The organism is Mycobacterium sp. ACS1612 (genome assembly GCF_001667505.1).
GTDB lineage: Bacteria > Actinomycetota > Actinomycetes > Mycobacteriales > Mycobacteriaceae > Mycobacterium.
Window position 1 is genome coordinate 43,634 of record NZ_LZHZ01000021.1, and the last position, 15,420, is coordinate 59,053.

A 15,420-nucleotide genomic window follows, 5' to 3' on the forward strand; every position below is an offset into this window, starting at 1 on the left:
CCCTCAGCGCCGCTGGTGGGGCGATGTGGGGGATCTGAACGCGGGCCGCGACACGCCCGCGCACGAAAAAGGGGTAGCCCGCTGCGGGCTACCCCTTGCCTCGGTGGGCGTTACTCGTCGAACCGGCGGCGGAAACGGTCTTCCATCCGGCTGGTGAACGAACCACCCGAACCTTTGGCCTTCTTCTGCCGCGGCCCACCGGGTTCAGCGCCTGAGCGGTCGCGACCGCCCGCGACACGCGGACCGGTGATCGCGTAGATCACGCCGCCGAACATCACCAGAAAGCCGATCACCGAAAGGATCGGGAAGCTGCCAATCATGGTGGCCTTGAATGCGACACCGCAAACCAGCATGGCCAGACCGATCACAAAGAGCGCGGCGCCCTGAAGGCGGCGCCGAGCCGAGGGTGCGCGCAGAGTCCCACCGCGGACGCTTGAAGCGAACTTGGGGTCCTCGGCATAGAGCGCGCTCTCGATCTGGTCGAGCATGCGCTGCTCATGATCGGAGAGTGGCATTCGTCCCTCCTTGCCGGCCCTGCCGTCTCAAACGTTCAAACTTGCGTGTGCTCGCATTTACGGGCACCTAACAGTCATGATACGAGGTCAATCTGAGCCGTACCACCTACTTGGATCCTCGATTCTATGACGGGGGCCGGCGAGTGTGAGGCGGTGCCACCTGGACGCCTCGGTCACCCAATAATGGTGTGGACGGTCCGCTCGACACCCGAGAGAGGCAACGAGAGTTGGCGACGTTTCTCATCGATCTCTCGCCGAGCGATATGCAACGGCGTCTCGGTGATGCGCTCGCGGTGTACGTCGACGCCATGCGCTACCCGCGCGGCACCGAGGAGCAGCGGGCATCGATGTGGCTGGAGCACACCTGCAGACACGGCTGGAAGGCCGTCGCAGCGGTCGAGGTGCCCGAGCCGTCCGACCACGCAACGCGCTCACCGGCAGTGCTGGCCTCGGCGCCGCTGCTCGGCATCGCCTACGGCTACTGCGGTGCGCCCGACCAGTGGTGGCAGCAGCAGGTCGTGCAGGGTCTGCACCGGGTCGGCGCGGACCGGACCCGGATCGCGGAGCTGATGACGAGCTACTTCGAGCTCACCGAGTTGCACATCGCGCCGCGCGCGCAGGGCCGGGGACTCGGCGAAGCGCTGGCCCGACGGCTGCTGGCCGACCGCGGCGAGGCGCACGTGTTGTTGTCGACCCCGGAGATCAACGGGGAGGCCAACCGGGCCTGGCGGCTGTACCGGCGGCTCGGATTCGTTGACATCATCCGCGGCTACCACTTCGCCGGTGATCCGCGCGCCTTCGCGATCCTGGGCCGGGCTTTGCCTCTCTGAGCCTCTCTGAGCAGTCCGGTCTGGCACGATGACCACGTGCCCGCTCGCTCCCGCCGGATCCGCAAGCTTGCGGTGGTGTTGCTACTGGTGCTCGTCCTGCCGTTGGCCGTGGGCTGCGTGCGGGTACGCGCGTCCATCACGGTGTCTCCTGACGACCGGGTCTCGGGGCAGATCGTCGCCGCGGCCAAACCGCGCAACGCCGACGACAAGGGCCCGCAGCTGCTGAACAACCTGCCGTTCGCGCAGAAGGTGGCCGTGTCGGACTACGACCGCGATGACTACGTGGGGTCCCAGGCCGTGTTCTCGGACCTGACCTTCGCCGAGCTGCCGCAGCTGGCCAATATGAACCGGGACGCCGCCGGGGTCGACATCTCGCTGCGCCGCGCGGGTGACCTGGTCATTCTGGAGGGCCGCGCCGACCTCACCTCGCTCAACGATCCCGAAGCCGACGTTTCGCTGTCCGTCGCGTTCCCCGGCGAGGTCACCTCCACCAACGGCGACCAGGTGTCGACCGAGGTGGTCGAATGGAAGCTGCGACCCGGCGTGGTCAGCACCATGAACGCGCAGGCCCGCTACACCGATCCCAGTGCCCGCTCGTTCACCGGCGCGGCGATCTGGCTGGGCCTCGCGTCGTTACTGGTGGCCGGGATCATCGGGGGTATTGCCTATACGAGTCGGGACCGCTCGCCCCGGCCGACCTGAAAGCTCTAGTCTGAGAGCACTCGGGGGCGAGTACACACACAGACTGACCTTGCAGAAAGGGGCGCCCGCTGAGCGTGGATGCAGCGGCACCGTCAGCCGTCGAGTTGGCAGGCGCCGTCACCGACCAATTGCGGGAGTATCTCCGCAGCCGTCGCAGCGATGCTGCGTACATCGGCGCCGACTATGCCGAGTTCACCGCCGCCCTCGAAGAATTCGTGCTCCGCGGTGGTAAGCGACTGCGGCCTGCGTTCGCCTACTGGGGCTGGCGGGCGCTGGCCGACGGGCAGCAGGATCCGTTGAATCCGTCGATGCTGCGGCTGTTCTCCGCGCTGGAACTGCTGCACGCCTGCGCGCTTGTGCACGACGACGTGATCGACGCCTCGGCTACCCGTCGCGGGTCGCCGACCGTGCACCGGCTGTTCACGGACAAGCACCGCGACAGCCAATGGCACGGTTCGGCCGAACAGTTCGGGATCTCGGCCGCCATCCTGCTCGGCGACCTCGCGCTGGTGTGGGCCGACGACATCGTCGCCACCGCCGATGTGCCCGCCGATGCGCAGACGCGGGTGCGGCGGGTGTGGTCGGCCATCCGGACCGAGGTGCTGGGCGGGCAGTACCTCGACATCGTCGCCGAGTCCAGCGGAGCCGAATCCGTCGCGTCGGCGATGACCGTCAACATCTACAAGACCGCGTCCTACACGATCTCGCGCCCGCTGCAGTTCGGCGCCGCGGTCGCCGCCGACCGGCCCGACGTGCAGGACGCCTTCCACGAACTCGGCACCAACCTGGGCGTGGCCTTCCAATTGCGTGACGATGTGTTGGGCGTGTTCGGCGACCCCGCGGTGACCGGCAAGCCGTCGGGTGACGATCTGCGATCCGGTAAACGCACGGTGCTGCTGGCCGAAGCGGTCGAGCGCGCTGAGAAGGTCGACCCGGTCGCAGCGAAGCTGCTGCGCACATCGATCGGCACCGAGCTGACCGAGCCGCAGGTGAGGGAATTGTGTCTGGTGATCGAGTCGGTCGGTGCGCTGGCCGCGGTCGAGGGCCGCATCGATTCGCTGACCCGCCGCTCGCTGGAGATCCTCAGTGCCGCGCCGATCGATCCCCAAGCCAAGGTCGGACTCGCCGAACTCGCCAGATTGGCTGCGAACCGGTCGGCGTAGCAGTATGACGACCCAGACACCCACGCTGGCCGCGAAAACCGGTCTGGCGCATCATCTTTGGAGGCTGAAGTCGTTTGCGGCGTCGCCGCAGGCGCGGCCAGCGTTGCTCGGCGCGGTGGGCGCGGTGATGATCACCGCAGGCGGCCTCGGTGCGGGCAGCACCAGGCTGCACGATCCACTGCTGGAGGCGCTGCACGTGTCCTGGCTGCGGTTCGGCCATGGCCTGGTGCTGTCGTCGGTGCTGCTGTGGATCGGCGTCGCACTGATGCTGTTCGCGTGGCTCTGGCTGGGCCGCCAGTTGATCGACCGCACCGCAACCGAATACACGATGGTGGCGACGACGGGCTTCTGGCTGGCGCCGCTACTGCTGAGCGTGCCGGTGTTCAGTCGCGACACCTACTCGTATCTGGCACAGGGCGCGCTGCTGCGCGACGGATTCGACCCGTACATCGTCGGCCCGATCGACAATCCGAACTCGTTGTTGGACAACGTCAGTCCGATCTGGACGACGACGACGGCACCCTACGGGCCTGCGTTCATTCTGGTGGCCAAGTTCGTCACGATGTTGGTCGGCAACGACGTGGTGGCGGGAACCATGCTGCTACGGCTGTGCATGCTGCCGGGCCTGGCGCTGTTGATCTGGGCGGCGCCGAGGGTGGCCCGGCACGTCGGCGCCGACGGCGCTGCCGCGCTGTGGATCTGCGTGCTGAACCCGCTGGTGATCATCCACCTGATGGGTGGGGTGCACAACGAGATGCTGATGGTCGGCCTGATGATGGCGGGCATCGCGCTGACGTTCAGCGGGCGCCGCATCTGGGGGGTGGGATTGATCGCGGTCGCAGTGGCTGTCAAAGCCACAGCGGGACTGGCCCTCCCGTTCATGGTGTGGGTGTGGATGCGGCATCTCCGCGATCGGCGGGGCTACCGCCCGGCGAAGGCGTTCGCCGCGGCGACGGCGGCGTCGGGACTGATCTTCGTCGCGGTGTTCGCGGTGTTGTCATGGCTGGCCGGAGTGGGCATCGGCTGGCTGACCGCACTGGCGGGTTCGGTGAAGATCATCAATTGGTTGACCATACCGACCGCCGCGTCGAACCTGATCAATGCGATCGGCGGCCTGCTGTTCCCGGTGAACTTCTACGCCGTGCTCGATGTCACCCGCATCATCGGGATCGCGATCATCGCGATATCACTTCCCTTGCTGTGGTGGCGGTTTCGGCACAGCGACCGCGAGGCGCTGGTCGGCATCGCGTTGGTGATGATCGTGGTGGTGCTGTTCGTCCCCGCAGCGCTGCCGTGGTACTACACCTGGCCGCTGGCGGTGGTGGCGGCGCTGGCCCAGTCGCGTCAGGCGATCGCGGTGATCGCGGGGCTTTCGACGTGGATCACGGTGATATGGAAACCCGACGGCGCCCACGGCATGTACTCGTGGATCCATGTGCTGCTGGCCACCGCTTGCGCTGTGGCGGCGTGGTATTCGCTGGCGAAGGCGCCTGAGCCTAGTAAGCCATCGCTTGGGCCCGACGCACCACTTCCCGGGCCTGATGTGAATGCAGCGCGTCCACAGGACGCGCATTAGCCTGCCGCTCCTTGCTTCCGTCGTGGCTGATGGTCAGCGACGGGTCCGGAGTGAACAGCCACCGCACGATCTCGGTGTCGTGGTAGCCACCGTCGTGGAGCACCACGAGCAACCCGGGCAGGCTCTTCACCACGTGGCCAGTGTCGTCGAAGAACACCTTGGGCACCACCACCGTGCCGTCGCGGCGCACCGCGACCAGGTGGCCGTCCCGCAATTGCTGATGCACCTTCGTCACGGCGACCCCGAGCAAATTCGCAACGGTAGGTAGGTCGTAAACGGCCTCGCCGGGGTCCAGAACGTCGTCGGCGGCCGGAATGCTGCTCACCGCACAGAGTCTAAGTCCAAAGGGGTGCCTCGTAACATGTGTTCGGTGGAGGCCTACCAGCAATCCGACCCACTCGTCGGGGCCGTGCTGGACGGGCGCTATCGCGTCGAGGTGATGATCGCGACGGGCGGCATGTCCGCGGTGTACCGGGGACTCGATCTGCGGCTCGATCGGCCGGTGGCGCTGAAGGTCATGGACTCCCGATACGCCGGAGACAACCAGTTCCTCACCCGATTTCAGCGCGAGGCCCGCGCGGTGGCCCGGCTCAAAGACCCCGGCCTCGTCGCGGTGTACGACCAGGGCATCGACGGCCAGCATCCCTTTCTGGTGATGGAACTCATCGAAGGGGGCACGCTTCGCGAACTGTTGCGTGAACGCGGCCCGATGCCGCCGCACGCGGTCGCCGCGGTGTTGCGGCCGGTGCTCAGCGGACTGGCGGTGGCGCACCGCGCCGGCCTGGTGCACCGCGACATCAAACCGGAGAACGTGTTGATCTCCGACGACGGCGAAGTCAAGATCGCCGACTTCGGTCTGGTGCGAGCGGTCGCCGAGGCCAAGATCACCTCCACCAGCGTCATTTTGGGCACGGCGGCCTACCTGTCGCCGGAACAGGTCAGCACCGGCGACGCGGGACCATGCAGCGACGTGTACTCGGTCGGCATCCTGGCCTACGAACTGCTGACCGGGGTCACGCCGTTCACCGGGGACTCGGCGCTGGCGGTCGCATACCAGCGGATGGACAACGACGTCCCGCCACCCAGCCGCAGGATCGCCGGTGTGCCAGCACAATTCGACGAGTTGGTGGCCCATGCGACCGCACGCGAACCCGCCGACCGCTACACTGACGCGCACGACATGGGCGCCGACCTGGAGGCGATCGTCGCGGAACTCGCCCTCCCCCCGTTCCGCGTACCGGCCCCCCGCAACTCGGCGCAGCACGCGTCGGCGGCGTTGCACCACAGCCACATGCAGGATCAGCAGGTGACCGCCGTGACCACCGCGAGACCGCCCGCCCCTGCCGTGCTGACCCCACGCCAGCACACCCGAGAACTCACTCGCGTCAGCTGGCCGCAGCAGCCCGAATATGCGCCCGCCTCAGGGCAATTCGCCGGGATCGATCTCGAGGACTTCTACTGGGCCCGGCAGCGCGCCAGACGCGTGCTGGTGCTCTGGGTACTTTCCGTGTTGACACTGACGGCCCTGATCGCCGCCGCGGCGTGGACGCTCGGCAGCAATATCGGCAACCTGGTCTAGCTCACCTGACGAACGGCACACCTGGCTGGCAGCGTCCGGTTGCGGCATGCATCCAGCCGTCGTGGCGTGCCATGAACACCGCGATGCGTCGGCGACCGGACCACCCGCAGGTGCACCCCGCCGTGCGGTCGGTGACGGTCACCACGCCGGAGAATGCCGGCGCGGTAGGAAACTGTTTCAGGTCGACAACTGCGGTGCTCAAGAAAGTCCCCCACATCCTCAACTGGCCGCTCGTGCCAAGTAGCCACCACAAACAATATTGACAGGGGCGCAAGTAATAAATCGGGTGTTTCCCTATCTCGATTTCTGGGTATTGCGCGGCCGAGCTTCGAGTACTACAGTCGTAGTGAATTAATTCATCACTTGATGAGATCACGACGAGGTGGTTGACATGACGGAATCAGTGCTCCCAGTGCTGGTCGTGGGCGCGGGCCCGACCGGGCTGACGGTGGCCAACGAGTTGGCCCGACACGGCATCGCGCCGCGGATCATCGACCGCAACCCAGCGCCTGCGACGACATCCCGGGCGCTGGTCGTCCAGCCGAGGACGCTGGAGATCTTCGACGACCTCGGGGTGGCCGATCAGGCGATCTCGGCGGGCGCCTCGGCGGCGAACCTGACGGTCGCCTTCGCGGACAACACGGTCGAGTTGGAATTCGCCGACCAATTGACCGGGCCGCAGAACCGCACCGCCTATCCCGAACCGCGCACGCTGTCGCAGCACGACACCGAGCGCATCCTCACCGAACTGCTGACCAAGCAGGGTGTCGAGATCGACCGCGGCCTGGCGTTGACCGACCTGACGCAGGACGGCGAGGCGGCGACGGTGACGTTGCGCGGCGAGGACGGGTCGACCGAGACGCTGCGCTGTCGGTGGGTGATCGGCTGCGACGGGGCCCACAGCGCCGTCCGCAAGGCCACGGGCATCGCGTTCACGGGGTCGACGTATCGCGACGAGTTCATCATGGCCGACGCCGAACTCGACTGGAAGCTGCCGCACGGTGGCCTGTACGGATTCCCCAGTCCCGCAGGCATTTTCGCCGCCTTCTCGATGCCGGGCGAGAACCGGTATCGGATCTTCGGCAACTTCCCGCCAGGACCGCAGGGCTCTGGCGCCGAATACAGCGAACCCACCCACGAAGAGTTCCAGGCCATGGTCGACGAGCGTGTCCCGTTCCCGGCCACGGTCGTCAAAGAACACTGGGTAACCCGGTACCGCGTGCACAGTCGCACCGTGCCGAGGTACCGCGACGGACGGGTGTTCCTCGTCGGCGACGCCGCACATGTGCACAGCCCTGCCGGCGCGCAGGGCATGAACACCGGCATCCAGGACGCCTACAACCTGGCCTGGAAGCTCGCCCTGGTCGAACGCGGGATCGCCGACGTCGGCCTACTGGACACCTACGAGCAGGAACGCCACCCGGTCGGCGTCCAACTGCTCAAGACCACCGATCGCCTCTTCTCGGTGTTCGGGGGGCAGAACCCGCTGGCCCGACTGGCCAGGGGCCGGGTCGCGCCGTTGCTCGCCAGCCATCTGCTCACCCGGTCTTGGCTACGCAGACGGGCCATCGGCCTGCTCGCGCAGTTGCGGATCCGCTATCCGGACAGCGCGCTCAATGCCGAGGATGGTTCGGGTTGGCGCCACGCTCCCGCCCCCGGAGACCGGGCCCGCGAGGCCGACGTCACGATCGACGGCGCACCGGGTCACCTCTACGAGGTGTTCCGCGGCACCCGGCACACCGTGTTGCTGTTCACCGGTCTCGACGACGAGGCCCGGCCCGCCGTCGAACTGTGCCGAATCGCCGAACAACTCGAGCAGGCCTATCCGGGCCTGGTCACGGCGCGCGTGATCACCGCGGAACGATATGCGGATCATGCTGCAGCCCTTGGCGATCCGACGCGGGCGGCGCACCGTCAGTACGGGGTCACCGTGCCGAGCGCGTTCGTGATCCGGCCCGACAAATACGTCGGCTACCGCGGCCGCCCGGTCGCCGCCGACCGGTTGCTGGCCGACCTGGCGCGCCGACTTCCTAGTCGCGCAGCATCTCCGCTACCAGAAACGCCAGTTCCAGACTCTGCTGAGTGTTGAGCCTCGGGTCGCAGGCCGTCTCGTAGCGACCGGCCAGGTCGGTATCCGAGATGTCCTGCGCTCCGCCGAGGCACTCGGTGACGTTCTCGCCGGTGATCTCGACGTGGATGCCGCCGGGATGGGTGCCCAGCGCGCGGTGCACCTCGAAGAAGCCCTGCACCTCGTCGACGATGCGGTCGAAGTGGCGGGTCTTGTAGCCGGTGGAGCTCTCGTGGGTGTTGCCGTGCATGGGATCGCATTGCCAGATCACCTGATGCCCGGTGGCCTGGACCTTTTCGATGATCGGCGGCAGCAGGTCGCGCACCTTGTTGTTGCCCAGCCTGCTGACCAGCGTCAGCCGCCCGGGCTGGTTGTGCGGGTCCAGCCGCTCGACGTACTCGACCGCGAGTTCGGGTGTCATGGTCGGGCCGATCTTGACGCCGATCGGGTTCGCGATCACCTCGGCGAACGCGACGTGCGCACCGTCGAGTTGGCGGGTGCGCTCGCCGATCCACACGTAGTGTGCAGACAGGTCGTACAACCGCGGCTCGGGATTCTCCAACGGGTATTCCGTCGAAAGCCGCAGCATGGCCCGCTCGTAGTCGAGCACCAAAGCCTCATGGCTGGCGTAGATTTCGGCGGTCTGCAGGTTGCGGTCGTCGACGCCGCAGGCGCTCATGAACGTCAGCCCGCGATCGATCTCACCGGCCAGCGCCTCGTAGCGGGCGCCCGCGGGCGAGGTCCTGACGAATTCGCGGTTCCAGTCGTGCACCGCGTGCAGCGACGCCAGACCCGACGCGGTGAGCGCGCGCACAAGGTTCATCGCTGCGCTGGCGTTGGCGTAGGCGCGCACCAGCCGCGACGCATCGTGTTCGCGGGCGGCGGCGTCGGGGGCGAAGCCGTTGATCATGTCGCCGCGATAGGACTTCAGGCCCAGCGCGTCGAGGTCCGACGACCGCGGCTTGGCGTACTGTCCCGCGATCCGGGCCACCTTGACCACCGGCGTGCTGGCGCCGTAGGTCAGCACCACCGCCATCTGCAGCAGGGTGCGGATGTTGGCACGAATGTGGGGTTCGGTGTTGTCGGTGAACGTCTCGGCGCAGTCGCCGCCCTGCAGCAGGAACGCTTCGCCGCGGGCGACATCAGCAAGCAGTCCGCGCAGCCGCTCGATCTCGGCGGGTACCGTCACCGGCGGGACACTTTCCAGCACCGTGCGCATCACCCTGGCCGATTCGGCGTCCCAGCTTGGCTGCTGCGCCGCGGGCTTGGCCAGCGCGGCGTCCAGCCGATGCCGCAGGTCATCCGGCAGTGGCGGCAGCGGTGGCAGCTGGTCGATGGGTACGTCGACGGTCCAGTTCACCTGTTCATGGTAACGGGCGCCCGCACGTGCTTTTTACCGCTGGGCTGGCAGTTCCCCCTCGGTCATCAGGCGAAATCGCACCAGGTTGTGCTTCGCGTCGACCAGGGCGTCATGGGCGTCGCGGGGCCGCGGCGGCATCCGCGGCGACCCGCGGTCCTCCCAGAACTGGCGCAACTCGCGGGTGAAGCGCGGGATCGCGGGCGGCAGGTCGGTCATCGGGCCCCACAGCTGGCACAGCACCACATGGTCGTAGGCGCCGACCCAGGCCCACAACTCGATCGGCTCGTCGCCGTCCACCCCGAAGAAGTCCTCCAGGTCCGTCCGGATCTGCCGACGCGAGCGCCACAGCGGCGACGCGGGCGACGGCAGCTTGGGTAGCACATGCTTACGCACCCAGCTGCCGGCCCGCTCCGGGTCGAATTCCGTTGAGATGGCGTAATATTCGCGCCCGTCCTCGGCCGCGACGCCGATCGAGATCAACTCGATGGTGCGGCCGTTGTCGATGAATTCAGTGTCGTAGAAGTACCGCACGCCTACGACACCTGAGCCGTTTCCAGGTCGGAACGTGATTGCGGTACCGCGGCGGCGTGAATCTCAAGGTCGAGTTGCTTGTCGACCTCGCTGTCCTCCGGAAAATGCGGCTCCCCCGCGATCACGTGCTGCAGCCACAACTTGGCCTGCACCACCGGCCTGCGCAGCCTGCGTTCCCGTTCCAGCGCCCGGTGCATCTTGCGCGGCTTGTTGCAGTAGCGCCACCGCGCCCACGGTGCGTGCGGCCGGGACAGCCGGATGGCGCCGATGAGCAGCAGCGGGGTCATGAACATCCCGACCAGCCCGGTCCACACCTTGCCCTTGAGCAGCACGATCACCGCGAACATCAGCGTCAGCACCGCGGCGGCGACCACCAGGGCCCGCGCCTCGAAGGACTGCTCCTCGCGCCAGATGGTGACGTCGAAGAACGACAGCGGGTTGAACCCGAGGATCAGCAGACCTGCGACCGCGACGGCGGCGAACACCGCGTCCACCGACGTGCGGCCGTCCTCGGCCCAGTAGACGTCCTGCAGATGCAGGATCAGCGCGAACTCGTCGAGCACCAACGCCGCGCCGATGCCGAAAAATGTTGCCGCGACCGTGAATTCGGGTACTCCCCCGTCGACCGCCAGAGTCACCATCGAGACCCCGGAGAGCATGACCAAGATCACACCGATGACCACGTGGTGGATGTGCAAGCCGCCTCCGGCGGAGATGTTGCGCGGCTGCCACCACTTGCGTGGCGCATCGCTGTCCTGGTGGCTGCGGATGTACCGCACGATCGTGCGGGTCACGAAGAACGTCAAGATGAACGCGACGAGGCAGAACACCAGCGGAAGCCGCCCATGTGGGATGGACAGATTCAGGCCGAACGTCGCGTGCACGCAGAAAACTTACGCCGAGGGCCGCGTGTCAGGGACGGGATACTGCCCGACTCGCCGGTGGGCCCCGATACGCTGGTCTGCGACATGAGTAATCGGCGGTCGCCCGGCGGGGCTGTTTGGTGGCCCACACTCGCCTGGCGGCTGTTTCAATTGCTCACCGTGGCGGCCCTGGTGTGGGCGGGTTGGCGGCTGCTGGGCCACATCCCGTACCGCATCGACATCGAGGTGTACCGGATGGGCGGACGCGCGTGGCTCGACGGCCGTCCCCTCTACGCCGACGGCGCGATGTTCCACACCCGCGCTGGCCTGGACCTGCCGTTCACGTATCCGCCGCTGGCCGCGGTCGCGTTCGCGCCGTTCGCCTGGCTGACGCTGAACGTGGCCAGTGTCGCGATCACGCTGACCACACTGGTGCTCCTGATCGCGTCGACGGTGATCGTGCTGAGCGGGCTGGACGTAATGGCCTCACCGGTGCGCCGCTGCTGGCTAGCGGCCGCGATAGTCGCCCCCGCGATCATCTACCTGGAACCGATCCGGTCGAACTTCGACTTCGGTCAGATCAACGTCGTGCTGATGACGCTCGTGATCGCCGACTGCGTGCCGCGCAAGACGCCGTGGCCGCGCGGCATGCTGCTCGGTGTCGCGATCGCGCTGAAGCTCACCCCCGCAGTGTTTCTCCTCTATTTCCTGCTGCGCCGCGATACCCGCGCATTGCTGGTCACCGTCGCCTCGGCGGCGGTGGCCACACTTACCGGTTTCGCGTTCGCCTGGAAGGACTCGTGGGAGTACTGGACCGACACGGTCCGCAACACCGACCGGATCGGCACCGCGACGCTGAACACGAACCAGAACATCGCGGGCGCACTGGCCCGGCTGGGCCTCGGCGAGGGCGAGCGTTTCGTGCTGTGGACGGTGGCCTGCTTCGCGGTGCTCGGGCTGACGGTGTGGGCGGTGCGCCGGGTGCTGCGCGCCGACCAACCGGTGCTCGCGCTGACCTGCGTGGCGATGTTCGGGCTGGTGGTGTCGCCGGTCTCGTGGTCGCACCACTGGGTGTGGGCGCTGCCGGGGCTGGTGGTGATGATCGTAACGGCGGTCCGTCTGCGGCACATCGGCCTCGGCGTGGTGGCCGCAGTGGGTATCGCGTTGATGGTGTGGACACCCATACCGCTGATGCCCGAGCACCACGAGACGTCGGCGTCGCTGTGGCGTCAGCTGGCAGGCGGCTCGTACGCGTGGTGGGCGATCGCCATGATCGCGGTGGCGGGCACGGTGTCCGCGGGTTGGGCCACGCGTCCGGTCAGCCCGCAGCTGCTTCCGGCATCCGCGCCGGCGGCTTGATAGCCGCCTCAGCTTTTCCCTCTTTGACATCGGCGGCGTACAGGTCGACGTAATCCTGACCGGAAAGCCGCATCAGCTCGTACATGACCTCGTCGATGACGGCGCGCTCGATGAATCGGTTGCCTGCCAGACCCTCAAACCGGCTGAAGTCCATCGGCTTGCCGAACTTGACATGAACCCGGCCGAACCGCCACATCTTGCTACCAGGCGGGTTGACGACATTGGTTCCGATCATCGCGACGGGAATCACGGGGACGCCTGATTCCAGCGCGAGCCGGGCCAGCCCGGTCTTGCCCTTGTACAGCCGGCCGTCGGGCGACCGGGTGCCCTCCGGGTACATGCCCAGCAACTTGCCTTCGTTCAGGATGCGCTGCGCGGTGTCCAGCGCGCTCTTCGCGCTGTCGGCGTCGGTGCGGTCGATCGGCACCTGTCCGGCGACGGTGTAGAACCAGCGGGTGAACCACCCTTTGATGCCGGTGCCGGTGAAGTATTCGGCCTTCGCCAGGAAGGTGATCCGGCGCGAAACGACGAGCGGCAGATAGAAGCTGTCGGCGACGGCGAGGTGGTTACTGGCGAGGATCATCGGGCCGGAGTGCGGAACATATTCCAGCCCTTCGACTTTCGGACGTCCCAGTAAAGACAGCAACGGGCCCATGAAGACGTACTTGAAAAGCCAGTACCACATGGACCCTCCCCACCAATGGAGCACCGGACGGTGCTTTGCGACAACTTTACCTACACGGTGTGGGTGCGGCCACAGGGCCGCACGCTCACTCCTCCACCGTCACGGGAATGTGTTGATAGCGCCCGGGGCCGTTCGGCGGGGGTTCACCGTCCGGTGGCGGCGGCGGTTCGCCAGGACCGGACGGGCCCTGCGGTGCGCCCGGGCCGTTCGCTGTGCCTTCGACGAGCGCGCGCACCACCGCCAGCAGCGCAACGCTGTGCTCGGCGATGACGTCGAGCAGCGGATGCTGCTCACCCGCGGCCAAGGCCGCCAGCGCGCACACCGGGCACCAGACCTGCTGGCACGCGCCGGGCCCGCCTGCACTACCGGCAGCCCGCTCGGCCGCCAGTCGCACCACGGGGTCGAGCTTGTCGAGGATGGTCTGGGCCAGCTGCCGCAGTTCGGGAACGATATCGGAGTGGCCCTCCGTCATGCTGGCCACACCTCCGGATTCGGTCGAAATCGCACGGTCAGTTCGCTGCCCTTCAGCTGAGCGTCCATCACGATGCACCGCCGCAGGACGGACGCCAGCCGAACCCGGCGCCGCAGCCCGCCCGCACCGATGATCAAGTCGTCGTCGACCCGGCCCAGCGTCAAGGCGGCGGAATCGATTTGCGGCAACTCTAGCCGCAAGCGGTACACCGATTCGAGCCCCGCTCCGGATTCGCGGTCCACGATCGGCCGCAGCGGCGCGGGCGGCGGCGATCCGTCGCGCCGCCGCGCGCAGTCGAGCAGCTCGCCGAGCGCCTTGGGGCCGATCGGTTCACCCGCGAGGTGCGGCACCAGCACCAGTTGCACGTCGCCGATGCTGGCGTCCAACTCGTCGAGCACGGCCTGCTGTTCGGAGATGCGTTCCGCATACCAGTCGAACGCAGGATGTTCGGGCAGATTGCGGTACTCGAACGAATCATCTTGTACCAGAATCTGATTGACGATCAGCTCGTCGGTGCGCAGCCCCATCAGGGCCAGCGAACCCAGTGTGCGGACGGCCTCGGCGGCCACCACCCGTTCGGCGGTCATCACCAGGTGCGCGCTGACGCGTTCGCCGTCGGTGAGCAGTGCGCTCAACTGCTCGGTGCCTGCGCTGATGCGTTCGATCAGCGCGACGATGGCCGCCGCGCGGGCGTCGTCGCTGGACAATCGCCGATGCCGCGGCCACGCGCGTTCCAGGTACAGGCCGAACGTCGCGGGCAGGGTCAGCATCCGCAAGGCGTCCGCGGTGGACGCGCAGTCGACGACGACGTGGTCCCACAGGCCCGAGGCCGCCAGTTCGCCGACCTCATGCAGCCCGAGCACCTCCTGAATGCCGGGAAGGGCCGAGAGTTCTTCCGGCGCAACGACTCCCAACTCAGACTCGGGGAACCGGTCGGCCAACAGGCCCGCGATCTCGGCCCACCGCGCGGCGATCAGAGCCAATGTGTCCAGCGCGAGCGCGTCGAGGAAACCACCTTCTCGGGCGTCGCGCCCGGTGTTGAGGTCGGCGAACACCCGAGTGGGTTCGCGCAGCCCCGTCGGAGCGATCGGGCAACCGAGCACGTCTCCGGTCGAATGCGCCTGGTCGGTCGAGACGATCAGCACCCGCTGACCCGCGCGCGCGTCACGCACCGCGGTGGCGGTGGCCAATGTCGACTTACCTACCCCGCCCTTGCCGACGAAGAGACTGATCCGGGCACTGGTCGGGGCGCCAGACTCAGTCAGTCTCGACTCGTTTCTTGAGGTCCTTCAATGCGGTGTCGGTCAACCTGCGCTCGGCTTTGCGTTTGAGCAGCCCGATCATCGGGATGATCAGATCGACCGAAAGTTCGTAGGTGACGTCGGTACCGGAACCCTTGGGCACCAACCGATATGCGCCGTCCAGCGACTTCAGTAGCGAACTGGAAACCAGGCTCCACTTCACCGACGTGCGGTCCTTGGGCCAGTCGTAGGACAGCACCATGGTGTCCTTCAACACGGTGGCGTCCAACACCAGGCGGGCGGTCTTCGGGTAACCCTCGGCATCGGCCTCGAGCACCTCGGTCTCCTTGTACTCGGCGACCCAGTCCGGGTAGGAGCCGATATCGGCGATGACGTCCATCACGGTGGAAGGATCGGCATCGATGTAGATGGTCTGCGCCGTCTTGTCCGCCACGTTAAAAACCTACCCCCCTCTG

The 15,420-nt window shown here is 67.1% G+C and carries 17 protein-coding genes; 7 read left to right on the plus strand and 10 right to left on the minus strand.

The features are described from left to right. Positions 1 to 110: 110 nt before the first annotated feature. Positions 111 to 515, minus strand: coding sequence for a DUF3040 domain-containing protein (locus tag A5724_RS08290; protein ID WP_067799098.1), 405 nt, complete (start codon positions 513 to 515; stop codon positions 111 to 113). A 227-nt stretch (positions 516 to 742) separates the two neighbouring features. Here A5724_RS08290 and A5724_RS08295 point away from each other — a divergent pair, with 227 nt between their 5' ends. The 4 genes from A5724_RS08295 to A5724_RS08310 all read left to right on the plus strand — a co-directional run bounded on the left by A5724_RS08295 (position 743) and on the right by A5724_RS08310 (position 4,786). Further along, the gene (locus A5724_RS08295; RefSeq protein ID WP_067799269.1) at positions 743 to 1,345 is read left to right on the plus strand and encodes an N-acetyltransferase; all 603 of its coding nucleotides are present in this window, start codon (positions 743 to 745) and stop codon (positions 1,343 to 1,345) included. A gap of 36 nt (positions 1,346 to 1,381) precedes the next feature. Next, on the plus strand, positions 1,382 to 2,047 hold the full coding sequence (locus tag A5724_RS08300) for a DUF3153 domain-containing protein (RefSeq protein ID WP_067799101.1): 666 nt from the start codon (positions 1,382 to 1,384) through the stop codon (positions 2,045 to 2,047). A gap of 74 nt (positions 2,048 to 2,121) precedes the next feature. Then, positions 2,122 to 3,210, plus strand: coding sequence for a bifunctional (2E,6E)-farnesyl/geranyl diphosphate synthase (gene idsA2, locus A5724_RS08305; protein WP_067799104.1), 1,089 nt, complete (start codon positions 2,122 to 2,124; stop codon positions 3,208 to 3,210). A 4-nt stretch (positions 3,211 to 3,214) separates the two neighbouring features. Then, positions 3,215 to 4,786 carry an alpha-(1->6)-mannopyranosyltransferase A gene (locus A5724_RS08310; RefSeq protein ID WP_067799107.1) on the plus strand — a complete coding sequence of 524 codons (1,572 nt, stop codon included), beginning with the start codon at positions 3,215 to 3,217 and terminating at the stop codon, positions 4,784 to 4,786. Here A5724_RS08310 and A5724_RS08315 read toward each other — a convergent pair. Next, a complete protein-coding gene (locus A5724_RS08315; RefSeq protein ID WP_067799110.1) occupies positions 4,707 to 5,111 on the minus strand; it encodes an Rv2175c family DNA-binding protein in 405 nt (134 codons plus the stop codon). The genes A5724_RS08310 and A5724_RS08315 overlap by 80 nt on opposite strands. A 36-nt stretch (positions 5,112 to 5,147) precedes the next feature. Between A5724_RS08315 and A5724_RS08320 the strand changes: the two genes are divergently transcribed. Further along, the gene (locus A5724_RS08320; protein WP_067799113.1) at positions 5,148 to 6,365 is read left to right on the plus strand and encodes a protein kinase; all 1,218 of its coding nucleotides are present in this window, start codon (positions 5,148 to 5,150) and stop codon (positions 6,363 to 6,365) included. A gap of 1 nt (position 6,366) precedes the next feature. On the opposite strand, the gene A5724_RS08325 is transcribed toward A5724_RS08320, so the two are convergent. Continuing rightward, positions 6,367 to 6,567 carry a hypothetical protein gene (locus A5724_RS08325; protein ID WP_156752189.1) on the minus strand — a complete coding sequence of 67 codons (201 nt, stop codon included), beginning with the start codon at positions 6,565 to 6,567 and terminating at the stop codon, positions 6,367 to 6,369. Positions 6,568 to 6,756: 189 nt separating this feature from the next. On the opposite strand from A5724_RS08325, the gene A5724_RS08330 reads away from it, so the two are divergent. Continuing rightward, complete coding sequence (locus A5724_RS08330) at positions 6,757 to 8,454, plus strand: FAD-dependent monooxygenase (RefSeq protein ID WP_067799119.1); 1,698 nt, start codon at positions 6,757 to 6,759, stop codon at positions 8,452 to 8,454. On the opposite strand, the gene A5724_RS08335 is transcribed toward A5724_RS08330, so the two are convergent. The 3 genes from A5724_RS08335 to A5724_RS08345 are packed head-to-tail and all read right to left on the minus strand — an operon-like array spanning position 8,396 to position 11,208. After that, positions 8,396 to 9,793 (minus strand): class II 3-deoxy-7-phosphoheptulonate synthase, encoded by a 1,398-nt coding sequence (locus A5724_RS08335; protein WP_067799122.1) that lies wholly within the window; start codon positions 9,791 to 9,793, stop codon positions 8,396 to 8,398. The two genes, A5724_RS08330 and A5724_RS08335, sit on opposite strands and share 59 nt — an antisense overlap. A 33-nt stretch (positions 9,794 to 9,826) precedes the next feature. Beyond that, the gene (locus tag A5724_RS08340; protein WP_067799125.1) at positions 9,827 to 10,324 is read right to left on the minus strand and encodes a polyadenylate-specific 3'-exoribonuclease AS; all 498 of its coding nucleotides are present in this window, start codon (positions 10,322 to 10,324) and stop codon (positions 9,827 to 9,829) included. 2 nt (positions 10,325 to 10,326) lie between these two features. Next, entirely contained in the window at positions 10,327 to 11,208 is an 882-nt protein-coding gene (locus A5724_RS08345; protein WP_067799128.1) for a hypothetical protein, read from the minus strand. Between the two features lie 84 nt (positions 11,209 to 11,292). On the opposite strand from A5724_RS08345, the gene A5724_RS08350 reads away from it, so the two are divergent. Continuing rightward, positions 11,293 to 12,546: a glycosyltransferase 87 family protein gene (locus A5724_RS08350; RefSeq protein ID WP_067799131.1), complete on the plus strand. Its 1,254-nt coding sequence runs from the start codon at positions 11,293 to 11,295 to the stop codon at positions 12,544 to 12,546. Here A5724_RS08350 and A5724_RS08355 read toward each other — a convergent pair. From A5724_RS08355 to A5724_RS08370, 4 genes are all read right to left on the minus strand, one after another. After that, the gene (locus A5724_RS08355; RefSeq protein WP_067799134.1) at positions 12,506 to 13,231 is read right to left on the minus strand and encodes a 1-acyl-sn-glycerol-3-phosphate acyltransferase; all 726 of its coding nucleotides are present in this window, start codon (positions 13,229 to 13,231) and stop codon (positions 12,506 to 12,508) included. The two genes, A5724_RS08350 and A5724_RS08355, sit on opposite strands and share 41 nt — an antisense overlap. A gap of 85 nt (positions 13,232 to 13,316) precedes the next feature. Next, on the minus strand, positions 13,317 to 13,703 hold the full coding sequence (locus tag A5724_RS08360) for a hypothetical protein (RefSeq protein WP_067799273.1): 387 nt from the start codon (positions 13,701 to 13,703) through the stop codon (positions 13,317 to 13,319). Continuing rightward, positions 13,700 to 14,968 (minus strand): ArsA family ATPase, encoded by a 1,269-nt coding sequence (locus A5724_RS08365; RefSeq protein ID WP_067799137.1) that lies wholly within the window; start codon positions 14,966 to 14,968, stop codon positions 13,700 to 13,702. The genes A5724_RS08360 and A5724_RS08365 overlap by 4 nt, the downstream gene beginning before the upstream one ends. Further along, positions 14,961 to 15,398 carry an SRPBCC family protein gene (locus A5724_RS08370; RefSeq protein WP_067799140.1) on the minus strand — a complete coding sequence of 146 codons (438 nt, stop codon included), beginning with the start codon at positions 15,396 to 15,398 and terminating at the stop codon, positions 14,961 to 14,963. Before A5724_RS08370 ends, A5724_RS08365 begins: the two co-directional genes overlap by 8 nt. Between the last annotated feature and the right edge of the window lie 22 nt (positions 15,399 to 15,420).